Here is a 13,702-nt window from a genome sequence, read left to right as displayed (position 1 = left end):
TGAGATAAGTAACACTGACTTGGTTTCTAAGCTAGCGATGAAACCAAGTCAGTAAAGTTTTCATATAGACTGAGTATTATAGGAAATGGAAGGTAATATTCCCCGTCACACTGCTCACGGTGTCACTATCGCTGTCAATATCCACGCCAAACGCTTGATAGCTTGCCCCAATAGAAACATTATCGAGCAAGAAGTATTCGGCACCGACACCATACATGTAGGAGACACCATCATCTTTATCTAAATTTCTCAGTCCGCCGTCATAATCAATATTGAATGCATTGATGCCACCTTTGGCATAGACATGAAGCGGCCCAAAGTCGATGCTTGGTTTCGCTGCTAAATAGAATGAATCAAAATCAGCACTACCCCTGCTGCCACTCAGTGATAAATCCACTTTGCCGTGGTTAAAGTAACCTGCCTCAATGCCAATGAATGGCAAAATACCAGTACCTACATGAATACCGTAGGTTGTATCGTTTTCGCTATCGATATCAGATTGACCAATTTGACCGCCAGCGTAAATCCATGAGTCAGCCATTGCTGATGTTGAGCACAACGTTAGAGCTAATAACGAGAGTGTTTTTTTCATACTATCCCTTCCTGAGCGATTCCTAAGCGAAACATTACGCAAATATGCGCATTTAATCGCCACTATATATTGGAAAGCATGAGCATTTTAAGATCCAAAAGTGAATAATTTATGTTCAACTTTTGTTTTGTGACTTCCAGACAAAAAAACACCGACATAAAGTCGGTGTTTTTCATATGGGTGTTAGAAAGCTAGACGCTTATAGGAAATGCAGTGTTGCGTTAACAGAGAACGTGCCGATATCGTCTTTACCCGCCGTGTAGTTCATGTAGCTAGCACCAACAGACATCGGACCAAAAATGAAGTACTCAGCACCTACACCGTACATTAGATCCAAATCGTCATCGTCTTTGCCGCCTTTCACTTCTTTGTCCCACTGGTGGAAACCACCTTTTGCATACACATGCAGTGGACCAAAGTCGATGCTTGGCTTAAGTGCTGCGTAGTAAGACGTTAGCTTAGTGTCTTGACCATTTACGTTAAATTCACCGTGTTGCGTCACACCTGCTTCAATACCAATGATAGGTAGGATGCCTGTACCAACGTGAACAGAGTATGATGTATCCGTCTCACCTTTGTAGTCAGACTGACCTACTGTTGCACCACCGTAAATCCAAGAATCTGCCATTGCCGCAGAAGATGCGCCAAGTAGCGCCACTGCTAATAGAGTTTTTTTCATCATCTACCTTTACTCTTTATTATTCCCACGTCTGCATAACTCAGTCGTTGGTACTACAAATAAAGGGAGGCGAACCATTGCCTCCCAGAACTAAAAAATTACGCTTATTGAGTTACTAGCAATTAGTGTACCAGTAACCTCATACGCGATAATTACAAATCTGACGCTATTTTACTGGTTGATTAGCAAGCATCAATCGCGTTTTTGACTCGTTTATCAGAAACAGGATAAGGAGTGCCTAATTGTTGAGCAAAGTAACTCACGCGAAGCTCTTCAATCATCCAACGCACTTCCTTTACGTTTTCAGGAATGGCCACACCTTTCGGGATCTTGTTCAGCAACTCTTTATAGTCTTGAGTCACAGATTCAATCTTCAGCATGTGTAAACGATCTTTGTTTGGATCGATTGGCAACTTCTCCATACGACGCTCTATCGCACGCATGTAGCGAAGAATATCCGGCAAGCGTTTCCAGCCACATTCCGTCGCAAAACCTTTGAAGATCAAGCCTTCAATTTGTGCTTTGATATCCGACAGAGCAAACGCCATTGTGAAGTCGATTTTGCCTTTTAGCTTCTTATTGATGCTGAACGCCGTTGTCAGAATAGTCTCAACCTGTTTCGCGATCTCTACGACGGTATCACCCAGTTCAGCACGAACGTGTTCTTTCAACGCTTCGAACTTCTCTGGCTCCCAAACTAAGCCACCCTGCTCTTCAATAAGCTTATCGACACCACAGGCGATACAGTCATCAATCAGATCAAGCACTTTGCCGTAAGGGTTAAAATACAAACCCAACTTCGATTTGTTCGGTAAGTTAGCGTGCAGATATTTAATTGGAGACGGCACATTCAACAAAATCAAACGACGCTGACCAGCACGCATTGCCGTTATCTGCTCGTACTCCGTTTCGTAGAGTTTGATTTCAACGCTGTCTTTGCTATCAACAAGTGCTGGATAGGCTTTTACATCGTAGCCACCACGTTTTTGTTGATACACTTTCGGCAATTCACCGAAGCTCCACGTATGCAGACCTTTCTGCTCAATATCGTCATCTGCCACTTTGGAAAGCGTTTCTTGAACTTTGTCTTTCAAGCTCTCTTTCAATTCGTGAAGGTCTTTATGTTCCTTCAGTTTGCGATTTCGATGATCAACCGCTCGGAACGTGACTTTCAAGTGCTCAGGCACCTGTTCCAAGTTCCAGTCTTCACGCAATACTTCTACACCCGTCATACGGCGCAGTTCTTTTTCTAGCGAGTCTAGCAGCGGTGCTTCCATTGGTGTTACACGTGCTAAGAATGCATCTGCATAGTTCGGCGCAGGCACAAAGTTCTTACGAATCGTCTTCGGCAGCGATTTAATCAAACTAACAATAAGCTCATGACGCAGACCAGGGATCTGCCAGTCAAAGCCCGCTGGCTCAACTTGGTTTAAAATCGGCAACGGCAAATGCACTGTGACACCGTCACTATCATCGCCCGGTTCAAATTGGTAACTCAACTTGAGCTTCAAACCATTTTGATGCCAGAAGTTCGGGTAATCCAAATCGGTCACATGGCTAGCATCACCCTTGAACAGCATCTCTTTTTCAAAGTTCAGCAGTTCAGGATCTTCTTTCGATGCTTTTTTCCACCACGTATCGAAATGTTTACCAGACACTACTTCGGTACCAACACGTTGGTCATAGAAATCAAACAGCTCATCATCATCCACCAAGATATCACGACGACGAGATTTGTGTTCAAGCTCTTCCACTTCTTGCAGAAGCTTACGGTTTTGTTTAAAGAACGCGTGTTTGGTTTCCCACTCGCCTTCCACCAGCGCACTACGAATAAAGATTTCGCGGCTAACGGTCGGATCGATACTGCCGTAGTTCACCAAACGTTTCGGTACGATTGGCACGCCGTAAAGCATGACTTTTTCGTGCGCCATCACCGCCGCGCGTTTCTTCGACCAATGCGGTTCGCTGTAACTGCGCTTGATAAGGTGTTTGGCTAATGGCTCAATCCACTCCGGCTGAATCTTGGCAATGATACGGCCCCAAAGTTTCGAGGTTTCCACCAACTCGGCTGACATTATCCACTTAGGTTGTTTCTTAAATAGACCCGATGCTGGGAAGATATGGAAACGAGCGTTGCGCGCGCCTTGATATTCATTCTTTTCTTGGTCTTTCATACCGATGTGCGACAGCAAACCAACCAAGATCGCACTGTGTACACCATGGTAAGAAGCAGGCTCATCGTTAAGTTTGAATTCCATTTCACGCATCGACTGATGAATTTGGAAGTAAACGTCTTGCCACTCGCGAACGCGCAAGTAGTTCAAATAATCTTGCTTACACTGCTTGCGGAACTGGTTGCTAGACAACGCTTTTTGCTGCTTTTGGATATATTCCCACAAATTCACAAACGTCAGGAAGTCCGACTCTTCATGGAAGAAACGACGGTGCTTATCATCTGATGATTGTTGTTTGTCTGAAGGACGCTCGCGTGGATCTTGAATCGACAAGGCCGCTGCAATGCTCATCACTTCTTTAAGCGCACCATATTTTGGCGCTTCCAAAACCATACGCGCCAAGCGTGGGTCGATTGGCAAACGAGCTAATTGGCGACCGATGGAAGTCAGGCGTTTTTTCGGGTCTTTTACCTCAGAATTAATCGCGCCAAGCTCTTCCAGCAAACGAACACCATCTTGGATGTTACGTTTGTCCGGCGCTTCCACAAATGGGAAGGCTTGAATGTCGCCCAAGCCAAGTGCGGTCATCTGTAAGATAACCGATGCTAGGTTGGTACGCAGGATCTCGGGATCGGTAAACTCTGGGCGCGACTCAAAATCTTCCTCTGAGTACAGACGGATACAGATACCCTCTTCCACACGACCACAACGACCTTTACGTTGGTTCGCACTCGCCTGAGAAACTGGCTCAATTGGAAGACGCTGAACCTTAGTTCGGTAACTGTAGCGGCTAATGCGCGCCGTGCCCGGGTCGATAACATACTTGATGCCCGGAACGGTTAGCGAGGTTTCTGCCACGTTGGTTGCCAGTACAATTCGGCGACCAGCATGAGGTTGGAAAATCTTGTTCTGCTCGCCCGCCGACAAACGCGCGTAAAGCGGCACAATTTCCGTGCTCTTCAGATTACGTTTGGACAATGCATCTGCGGTATCACGAATTTCACGCTCACCGTTCATGAAGATCAGGATGTCACCTAAACCTTCATCGCACAATTCGTCTACCGCTTCGAAGATGCCTTCAAGTTGGTCACGATCATTGTCGTCATCACCGCTTAGTGGGCGGTAACGGGTTTCTACTGGGTAAGTACGACCTGACACTTCAATAATTGGTGCATTGTTGAAGTGTTTTGAAAAACGCTCTGGGTCGATGGTTGCCGACGTGATAATTACTTTCAAATCAGGACGGCGTGGTAGCAACTCTTTCAAGTAACCCAAGATGAAATCGATGTTAAGGCTGCGCTCGTGCGCTTCATCGATAATAATGGTGTCGTATTGATTCAAGAAACGGTCATGCTGAATTTCAGCCAACAAGATACCGTCCGTCATCAATTTGATTTGGGTATTTTCAGAGATCTGATCGTTGAATCGAACCTTGTAACCAACAAACTCACCAAGCTTAGTTTCCATCTCTTCGGCAATACGGTTAGCAACCGAACGCGCTGCAAGACGACGAGGCTGAGTATGACCAATCAGACCGAACTTACCGCGACCAAGCTCAGCGCAGATTTTTGGCAGCTGAGTGGTTTTACCAGAACCGGTTTCACCCGCGACGATAACCACTTGGTTTTCTTCAATAGCTTTAGCGATGTCGTCACGCTTTTGGCTGACGGGCAGAATTTCTGGGTATTCAATCGTTGGTTTGTAGTTGCTGCGTTGTTCCGCAACCATCATCGATTTAGCAATGTCGAGTGCAATTTCATCAAACACAGCATTACGTGCTGCATCTTTCTTAATTTTGCTCGCACCAGAAATGCGTTTACTTAAACGGAAGCGGTCACGCATCATGCACTGGCTTAACGCTTTGCGTAGAGACGCCGCGCTATTCACTTGAGCCTGAGGTGCTTTATCTTGTTTCGCTGTCGCCTTTTGCACACCATTTGACGGTGTCGCTTGCTCTTCAGCGGGATTCTTTTTTGGGGGCTGTGACGAAGTCAAAGCGTTTCCTATTCTTTTCATTACAAAAACTGCGCGGATTGTATCACACAAGATCTGCAACAAGATAACCTAAACCATATTCAAATTTTTCGAACATGTTCAGCGAATCCCTATACTTTTTAACCAACGTGCCTCGCTTATAATGGCTCCCATAGTCAAAAGTACTTATTTAAGGAATAACCATTATGTCTCGTGTACTAGCTCTAAAATCAAGCATCCTTGGCGATTACTCTCAATCAAACAAACTGGTTGAAGACTTCATCAAAAATGTAGACCAAGACAAGCTAACTGTTCGTGATTTGGCTGCCAACCCATTACCAGTTTTGGACTTCGCCGTTGCCACTGCACTTCGCGCAACGGAAGATCTTTCACAAGAACAACAAGCGGTTGTCGAACTGTCGGATACCCTTATTGAAGAAGTAAAAGCCGCAGACACTTTGGTTATTGCCGCACCAATGTATAACTTTACAATTCCAACTCAGCTTAAAAACTGGATTGATTTGATTGCTCGTGCTGGCGTGACATTCAAATACACTGAAAACGGCGTTCAAGGCCTGATCGAAGGTAAGAAAGCGATTGTTATCACGACTCGCGGTGGTATCCATAAAGATTCACCAACAGACAACGTCACACCATACCTGCGTACCGTGCTAGGTTTCGTTGGTATCACTGATGTGGAATTTGTTTATGCGGAAGCGCTAAACATGGGTGAAGATTTCGCTGCGAAAGGCATTTCTGAAGCGCAGAGCCAACTTGCAGCGATAGCGTAAATTGGCCAAGCTAGATAGAAGAATGTAAATAACAAGGGATTGGTTCGCGCCAATCCCTTGTCGATCAAAATACCCTAATCGTGTTTAGAAATTATCTTATTTCTCCCAGAGCGATTCACTTTCTCTAAGTTGTGTAGCGCTTCGTGATAGAGCTTTTCCAAAGACTGCTCGGCTTCGTTTATCATATTCTCAATCATCGCATCAAACGCGACATCACTCGGAATTTCGAGATCGTCTCCAACGTCAACCTCAAGAGAATTGACGTACAACACTAACCATTCGTCACCCTCTAAATGTCCTTCCCCGTGGACGACAAAAAAGCGCTTGGCAAATTCATCGTTGGTACAGTTTATCGCCTCAATTTGAATATTGAATGAGGAGTCGATACTCATGGTGCTCATGCCATCCGATTCATCAGATGCATCACAAACAGCCTTAACTTTGGCACGATACACGAAGGTTCGCGTTGAAAGCAGCATTGTATTATTCATCATTACTCATAATGGGCGATAAAGAAGTCAGTTGCAAATCCGACCTATATGCATCTTACGATACTCTAAAACTCGAACTGGAAGTAAATGGTATTGTAGTTGCTCCCGCCTTTAATGCGCCCAAACTGGGACGCACTTTCGAAAATTGCTGAGCGGTGATGCAATGAATAACCCACCCACATATTTTCCCAGTTTTTTTGGTTGAATAAGTCACCTATATTTACATCAAACGAGAAGTCTAAGTAGTTCAGTAGCTTACTTGGTGTATAACCCTTGTCTTCCATTTCGGTTCCTTCGATGTAGGTAATGTTGTCGACGTATGACATACCTTCCGCAACACCAAATCGCCAAGTCGTTGGCCAATTAACTGTATAATAAGCCTTAATCGCCATCACGTATTCTGTGCTCGCGGACTGAACACTGGACGACCAGTGATGAACCAAACCTGGCGTTAAATAAATATCAAGAGGAAAGCCAAACAACTCGTCCGTTAGCGGGTGCCCATAAAACAATGAAGTAAGTTGATTGTTGTATGGGTCTTTTTCTCTCTCAAAGCTAAATATTTCACCAATATTTGAAGGCGTCGCCCAACCATGCGCGATACGTAGGTATGGTTTATTGCTCAGTGCTGATTTCGGAGCTTTGCCTTTATCGTTGAAAAAGCCAAAACCGACAAACACTTCACCTTGATATCGGTCTTCTACAAGCTGGCTGTTGTAGGCATTATCATCTAAGCTAGTGACACTCGTCTCCCCCAATAAATACAAGTTGGAAGTCACATGATAACGCGCTTTGATGCCGAGGTTGGCATCAAGTCCTGCTCCAACTCTTTCCCCAGTAACATCTTTAAACGCATAGTATTCACTGTTGAAGTCGGCGTCTTTGTATCGAATCGTGATAGATGGCTCTAACTCCCAATCACCAAACGCATAATTAGCGGCAAGGCGATAATGAGAGTGAAACTGGAGTTCATCGTCCGTCATTAGTTCTACTTCTGCGCGCCAGTTGTCGTTAATGCTATAACGAACTTGACCACCAAAGTCGACTCTGTCCCCTTCATTGGCATTTTGTAGCGACATGGGAATATCAACAAATCTCAATCGCATGATCGCACTCGCGCGCCAGTCAGAATCACTCTCGTCATACAGAAAAACGCCGCCTTCAATGCCATTGATATACAAATGCTCGTTTTCAAAGAACATCATTGGTACAAATGTACTCACCGTCGAGTCATTATCGGCGGTATAAAACGGGATCGATGCGGTGCGATACATCGCTGCAATTCCCCACGTTTGCTCTTCTACACCATACGCAGAAGAAGCCATCGCAGCTAAAGGCAAAGTGAGTGTTGTTAGAATTAATCTCTTCATGAGTTCGAAAAATGTTGGTTGAGAAGCAGGCAAACATCAATGATTTGCCATTTAAAGCTTATGTTCTTCTGATGATAGCCGTTACAATGACAAATGTTGTCATCCTCGTGACAGTTTGAGTCCCAAGATTATATTAATATTGCACGACTAGATGAGCTTATTTGTGAATATTTTTACTATCGTAACAAGCTCTTAAAACTCTAGCTTAGTTCTAAATCAAACATAATGAAGTAAAAAGTGAAAGCATCAGAACTCATCTCTACCTTGAATCATTTACCCGCAGACACGGACCCAGACATTGTGATGGGAGAAGCATGGCTGCCTGAAAGGTTGATAGGGACTCAACTTGATGGTGACATGTTATTTTTGCACTTTGATAATGCTCCAGAAGATGGTCAGGGAGACGAAGAGGGACGCGGCTTCGTCGAGCACGAAATAGATCTAATCAGAACGCGACTTCAGCAGATTTTGGATGAAGACAGTGATAACGCGTCAAAAGCCAATGCCATGCTAGGTTTATTCCTTATGGGACATGAACTTAGCAGTTCACAAGTTATCGAAATATTAGAAGAAGAAGCTGACACATAAGGAGCCGTTTTGCCAGCATTGATGAATACGACTGAAACATCTTCACTTCCTCTTATCGTTGCAGGTCCGATTTTGCGCAAAGTGACCGCAACTGAAATCAATATTTGGCTAGTCACCACCCAACGCTTGGAGGGTATGGTGCAAATTACGGATGAAAACGCCTCCGTCCTTCATCAAGCCCCCTTAAGTGAGCAAAAAGAACAGCTTCAAATCGGTCTCAATGCGTGGTGCTGTTTGTTGCAATTAAAGGGCGAGTTTCCGCCCCATCAAACGTTACGCTATCAAATACAAACGCAACACGGTTTAGTAACGGAACTGCTTCCTCATCTGACTTATGAACGAGATAACTGTCCAAATTTGGGCGTTGAGTTCCTAATCAGCGAAAAAGCAGATTATGTTCTGCATGGCTCGTGCCGGAATCCCCACCACTTCAGTAAAGATACATTGGTCGCTGCGGATCATAAAATCGCATCTCAAACCATCGAAGAAAGACCAGATATGCTCATCATGAGTGGTGACCAAATCTACGCAGACCATGTTGCAGGCCCTACTCTGGACGCCATCGAACAAGTCATTGCCCTACTCGGTTTACCGGGCGAAGAATTCGAGCAAGCGCCGATAAAAAATACCAATGCCCTCTACCAGCACTCAGCTTGTTATTATGGTCGGGACAAATTGTTGCCTCATTATGTGAATGATGGCAGTTTACTGAGTACGTTTTTCCCGCACAGAGGGACGCCAATATTCAGCGCCAAAGAGTGTGAAAACCATCTAATAAGCTTTGCCGAATGCTTTGCAATGTACTTATTGGTTTGGTCTCCAACCTTATGGAAGCTCATTCGGACAGATCGCTTATTAGAAAATGAGTTTACTGTCGGCGGAGCAACTCTCGATCCCAAATGGCAGCAGCAATGGCGCGAAGAAAAAGCTCAAATAGATAAATTCGTCTCAGGTCTGGATAAGGTTCAACGCCTACTTGCTCACATTCCAACCTACATGATCTTTGATGATCACGATGTCACCGACGATTGGAACCTTACCATAGGCTGGGAACAAGCCGCGTACAGCAACGCCTTTGCGAAACGTATTATCGGGAACAGCCTGGTTGCCTACTGGCTCTGCCAAGGGTGGGGAAACGCGCCAGAAAAATTCAATGATGAGTTTATGAGTATCGCTCAACGCTTTTTCAACGAGCGTTCCTCACAAACTCAAGATGCATTTATTCAATATTTGTATCGCTTTGAGAATTGGCATTACACCATTCCGACGACGCCAAAAGTTGTCGTGCTAGATACACGAACCAGACGCTGGCGTTCTGAGTCTAAAATGAACAAGCCCTCTGGGTTAATGGACTGGGAAGCAATGATTGAGTTCCACCAAGAACTTGTTCATCAAGACAAAGTTATCATTGTTTCTGCCGCGCCAATGTTCGGGGTGAAGTTTATCGAAGCACTGCAGCGAGTAGTGACAATCCTTGGTAAACCGTTGATGGTCGATGCTGAAAACTGGATGGCGCACCCCGGAAGTGCGAATACGCTTATTAGTATTTTTACACATACTAAGACGCCGACCAATTTCGTTATTCTCTCTGGCGACGTGCACTACTCTTTTGCATACGACATTAAACTTCGCTACCGAAAAAATAGTCCGAATATCTATCAAATCACCTGTAGCGGGATTAAAAATCAGTTCCCAACCCAATTGCTCAATATTTGTGATGGTCTAGATAGGCTTCTATATAGCCCTCGTTCGCCTTTAAACTGGTTCACAAAACGTAAGCGGCTAAAGATCTACAAACGCGCACCAAGTTCGCACAATTTTTATCGCTTAGTTAACCACAGCGCCATTGGTGAGCTACGTCTTGATGACGAAGGAAAGCCGAGTCAAATTAGCATTCTAACGAGCGATGGTGAAGAGGTACATTTTCCACCAACTCGTGCAGAAGGCTAAATCTCGCTCCCAAAATGACTTGCCCTTTCTTGAAGGCAAGTCATTTTGGCTGAACTTAAAAGTACGAGGGATTTGGGTAGATGAGCAAAGCTCTTGACTGTCAACGGCGTGCTAAATTTGATACCACACCTTGAGATCTACCGTATTTATGACCATGTTAACCAAATAAACAATAGCTCGGTGTTCAATATGTTTAACTCTCTTACCTCATTATTTAAACAGCTCATTGAAGGCTCTGATTTAAGCCAAACCAACACACTCTCTCCGAATATGGCTATCGCGTGCTTGCTGTGTGAAGTATCTGGCGCAGACCATAACGTCGATGATAAAGAGCAAGAAACAAAGCGTTCATTATTGATGAAGCTTCTGTCATTAAATGAAGAAGAATCAAATGCTTTGTTAGAGCAAGCGCAACAGAAAATAAAAGACTCCGCGTCTCTGTACGATTTTACTTCTCAACTGAGAGAATTGACTCAAGAAACACGCTACAACTTAATCAAAAGCATGTGGGAAGTGGCGTATGCCGATGGCGAAATTGATCCACTAGAAGATGCAGTGATCCGCAAAACAGCAGAACTACTCTACATTGATCACAGTGAGTTCATTCGAGCAAAGTTGCAATCTCAGTAAGGAAACAAGGTAAACATGTAAGTCGCGCAAGCTATTTCAAGTCTACCGTGAAATGATGGCGAAGATTGAGTTCTATAGCCACAAAAAACGCGCATTACGCACGTTTTTCGATAAGCCAACGACATTGTTATTAAAATACTGGTCAAGATATGAATATGTTTGACGAGCTCTACACTAAACAGATTCCATGACAAAACAACAATGGTTGAATGACGATTTGATTACAAGTTTGCCTATCTATAAAGGACTATTAAAGCATAGTCAGAGCAAGCTTCGCTAAATTGTACGCATCCACATAACCAGAATGTTGGCGCCCTTCCCAATCAATGCCTTTTGCTTCTTGAGCTGCTCGGTGACCAATACGCTTATCCTTAAGACGATTTTGAATGCGATAAAGCGTCGCTAAGTTGATGAACTCCGTAAATGGCGCTTCAATACCTTTTTGCTTACACTCTTCAAGCAGGATGAGGTCATCTCGGCCCCATGATGCATAAATCTTGTTACGACCACCGAAGTTCTTAACCATGGATTTAAGCACTTCTTCTAATGGGCGTCCTTGTTTTTCAATTTTACGTGGCGTAATACCTGTTAGCTCGGCACAAAACAGCGAAACTTCATCATGTTCAGGTTTTACGTAGTATTGAGCTCGCTTGACTATCTCGCCTCTAGACAAATCTATTTCAGCCAACCCAACTTCGATAATTTCACCCGTGCTGCCGACGCCATTTTCGTTCCAGCAACACATTTCTAAATCGAAGCATACAATACGGTTATGGTTCATAGTTTGTCTTGATTCCTAACATAAAATTTTAAAGCGTGGGATTCTACCGTAACACGGTGTAAAACTCGAATTTGCACGCCCATTTAATCGCCAATCGACACATTATTACGACCGTTTTTTTTACTCAAATAAAGTTGATTATCCATTTTGTGATACAAGCTTTCAGGATCTTCATCTTTATGGACAGCCGCGCCGATACTTAACGTGCAAATGATTGAAGCATCGCCATAGTCAAAAGCCGTACTTGCCACGATGCTCCGCAACTTTTCCAGATAAGCTTCCAGTGCTTCTTTATCAATGACTTTAGAAATAATACAGAACTCATCACCACCAGCACGATAAAATCGGTCTCCAGGCTTTAGATTCGCACTGACTAGCTTAGTCACATGCTGCAATGCTTCATCTCCCCCTAAATGACCGTGCTTGTCATTGATAACTTTGAAGTGATCGATATCAAAACCAACCAATGCGAAGCTAACACCTTTGTTTATCTGGCTAAGCAAATGATCGTTAAACGCTCGGCGATTGAGTAACTGAGTTAGAGGGTCACGCTCAGCCATCCTTTTTAATTCGACGGTTTTAAGCTCTAACATAACCGCCAAGCGCTCTTTTTCTCGTGACTGCAAATTCACAATCCAACTAATCAAAAAGGCGATTACCAACCCGGCTAATGTCGTGCCCGCTAAAATAGAACGCTCCCAAGCAGAGACGGCATCAGAAAGTTTAAAATCAATCCGCCACTCACGATTAGGCAGTTGAATGGTACGGCTTATAACCGTTCCTCGAATGTTATCCCAGTTTGAACTTTGGAAGAGAACGGGGTCATCTGCTGCGTCAAAGCCTAAATCTTCTACGCGCACCGACATATCTAGCTCAGTCGCGGTTTTCGTGATCAAATCCTCAAAGTAAACCGTACTTCGAATCACCCCTGTCACTACACCTAATAAATGTTTGTTCTCGAAGTCAAACACTGGATGGAACACTAGCAGCCCAGTTTTAGGAATGGACTTGTCATACCCATCTTGCAGTAAGCGAACTTTATCCGAGACATTTGCTCTCCCATTTGTGGATATATCATCCAAGATGAGATCGAAGCGTTTACGTGAAAAATAGAAACCTAATAGAGAAAGGTTTTCTGGTGTTCTTGGATAAATATCCGATGCGATAAAAATTGGCTCTTTGTGTTCAAAAATGTACCCGTAGGTTTTGGGGCCATCTTTAGGAACGGTAAACGGTTGGAAATCAGGAAATGTTTGACGGGTCTTTAAAATATGCTCATCAAGGTCTTCGAATTCGACCTTTTGCATCCATTGAAGTCCGATTAGACTTCGCGAGCTATTGATTACTTGTTCCGCATACATTGGGAACGAAGACCAATAGGTGCGTTCAATCGAATGAAAAAAGTTTGCACCTGCACCAATAAACTTTAAATCATTTTCGACGTTCGCTTTCAGTGATTCTGCTTGTCGGTCAGCTAAAGTATCAAACGTCGTCTGCGTATACCGTTGCTGCATCGTATAAGCAGCACCGACCACACCAGCAGTGACACACAACGTCGCTGCAAAAGCTAGAATAGAGTCTGAATGTCGTTTGATAACGCTCTTGTGAGCGGTGCTTTGTGTCATATCGTAATTTTGATACTTCCGTAAGTTAAACTTCGGGATCTATTGAAATACTGCGTT

The 13,702-nt window shown here is 44.0% G+C and carries 11 protein-coding genes; 4 read left to right on the top strand and 7 right to left on the bottom strand.

The window, feature by feature from the left end:
• Window positions 1–76: 76 nt before the first annotated feature.
• From NL645_RS18210 to hrpA, 3 genes are all read right to left on the bottom strand, one after another.
• Window positions 77–592, bottom strand: a complete 516-nt coding sequence (locus NL645_RS18210) for a porin family protein (RefSeq protein WP_253652164.1) — start codon at window positions 590–592, stop codon at window positions 77–79.
• Window positions 593–791: 199 nt separating this feature from the next.
• Window positions 792–1,271, bottom strand: coding sequence for an outer membrane beta-barrel protein (locus NL645_RS18205; RefSeq protein WP_005394221.1), 480 nt, complete (start codon window positions 1,269–1,271; stop codon window positions 792–794).
• Window positions 1,272–1,453: 182 nt separating this feature from the next.
• Window positions 1,454–5,440, bottom strand: coding sequence for an ATP-dependent RNA helicase HrpA (gene hrpA, locus NL645_RS18200; RefSeq protein WP_253652163.1), 3,987 nt, complete (start codon window positions 5,438–5,440; stop codon window positions 1,454–1,456).
• 185 nt (window positions 5,441–5,625) lie between these two features.
• Here hrpA and NL645_RS18195 point away from each other — a divergent pair, with 185 nt between their 5' ends.
• A complete protein-coding gene (locus tag NL645_RS18195; RefSeq protein ID WP_046875241.1) occupies window positions 5,626–6,210 on the top strand; it encodes an FMN-dependent NADH-azoreductase in 585 nt (194 codons plus the stop codon).
• Window positions 6,211–6,284: 74 nt separating this feature from the next.
• Here NL645_RS18195 and NL645_RS18190 read toward each other — a convergent pair whose 3' ends face one another.
• The gene (locus NL645_RS18190; RefSeq protein ID WP_225311865.1) at window positions 6,285–6,704 is read right to left on the bottom strand and encodes a hypothetical protein; all 420 of its coding nucleotides are present in this window, start codon (window positions 6,702–6,704) and stop codon (window positions 6,285–6,287) included.
• A gap of 62 nt (window positions 6,705–6,766) precedes the next feature.
• Window positions 6,767–8,071: a MipA/OmpV family protein gene (locus NL645_RS18185; RefSeq protein WP_253652162.1), complete on the bottom strand. Its 1,305-nt coding sequence runs from the start codon at window positions 8,069–8,071 to the stop codon at window positions 6,767–6,769.
• Window positions 8,072–8,308: 237 nt separating this feature from the next.
• Between NL645_RS18185 and NL645_RS18180 the strand changes: the two genes are divergently transcribed.
• The 3 genes from NL645_RS18180 (at window position 8,309) to NL645_RS18170 (ending at window position 11,239) form a co-directional block, all read left to right on the top strand.
• The gene (locus tag NL645_RS18180) at window positions 8,309–8,659 is read left to right on the top strand and encodes a hypothetical protein (RefSeq protein WP_253652161.1); all 351 of its coding nucleotides are present in this window, start codon (window positions 8,309–8,311) and stop codon (window positions 8,657–8,659) included.
• A 9-nt stretch (window positions 8,660–8,668) separates the two neighbouring features.
• Window positions 8,669–10,609, top strand: a complete 1,941-nt coding sequence (locus NL645_RS18175; protein ID WP_253652160.1) for an alkaline phosphatase D family protein — start codon at window positions 8,669–8,671, stop codon at window positions 10,607–10,609.
• Between the two features lie 189 nt (window positions 10,610–10,798).
• On the top strand, window positions 10,799–11,239 hold the full coding sequence (locus tag NL645_RS18170; RefSeq protein WP_253652159.1) for a TerB family tellurite resistance protein: 441 nt from the start codon (window positions 10,799–10,801) through the stop codon (window positions 11,237–11,239).
• A gap of 250 nt (window positions 11,240–11,489) precedes the next feature.
• Here the strand turns inward: NL645_RS18170 and NL645_RS18165 are convergent, their stop codons facing one another.
• Window positions 11,490–12,020, bottom strand: a complete 531-nt coding sequence (locus tag NL645_RS18165) for a 3'-5' exonuclease (RefSeq protein ID WP_005394213.1) — start codon at window positions 12,018–12,020, stop codon at window positions 11,490–11,492.
• Window positions 12,021–12,103: 83 nt separating this feature from the next.
• Entirely contained in the window at window positions 12,104–13,645 is a 1,542-nt protein-coding gene (locus tag NL645_RS18160; RefSeq protein ID WP_053807381.1) for a sensor domain-containing diguanylate cyclase, read from the bottom strand.
• Window positions 13,646–13,702 lie beyond the last annotated feature (57 nt).

Source organism: Vibrio sp. Y51_MX_L26 (genome assembly GCF_024181935.1).
GTDB classification, from domain to species: Bacteria; Pseudomonadota; Gammaproteobacteria; order Enterobacterales; family Vibrionaceae; genus Vibrio; species Vibrio diabolicus.
This window is presented reverse-complemented; position numbering and strand designations above follow the sequence as displayed.

Coding starts and splice junctions, on each gene's coding strand:
- NL645_RS18190 (WP_225311865.1), bottom strand. CDS start 6,704: ATGATGAATAATACAATGCTGCTTTCAACGCGAACCTTCGTGTATCGT.
- NL645_RS18195 (WP_046875241.1), top strand. CDS start 5,626: ATGTCTCGTGTACTAGCTCTAAAATCAAGCATCCTTGGCGATTACTCT.
- NL645_RS18160 (WP_053807381.1), bottom strand. CDS start 13,645: ATGACACAAAGCACCGCTCACAAGAGCGTTATCAAACGACATTCAGAC.
- NL645_RS18170 (WP_253652159.1), top strand. CDS start 10,799: ATGTTTAACTCTCTTACCTCATTATTTAAACAGCTCATTGAAGGCTCT.
- NL645_RS18165 (WP_005394213.1), bottom strand. CDS start 12,020: ATGAACCATAACCGTATTGTATGCTTCGATTTAGAAATGTGTTGCTGG.
- NL645_RS18210 (WP_253652164.1), bottom strand. CDS start 592: ATGAAAAAAACACTCTCGTTATTAGCTCTAACGTTGTGCTCAACATCA.
- NL645_RS18185 (WP_253652162.1), bottom strand. CDS start 8,071: ATGAAGAGATTAATTCTAACAACACTCACTTTGCCTTTAGCTGCGATG.
- NL645_RS18205 (WP_005394221.1), bottom strand. CDS start 1,271: ATGAAAAAAACTCTATTAGCAGTGGCGCTACTTGGCGCATCTTCTGCG.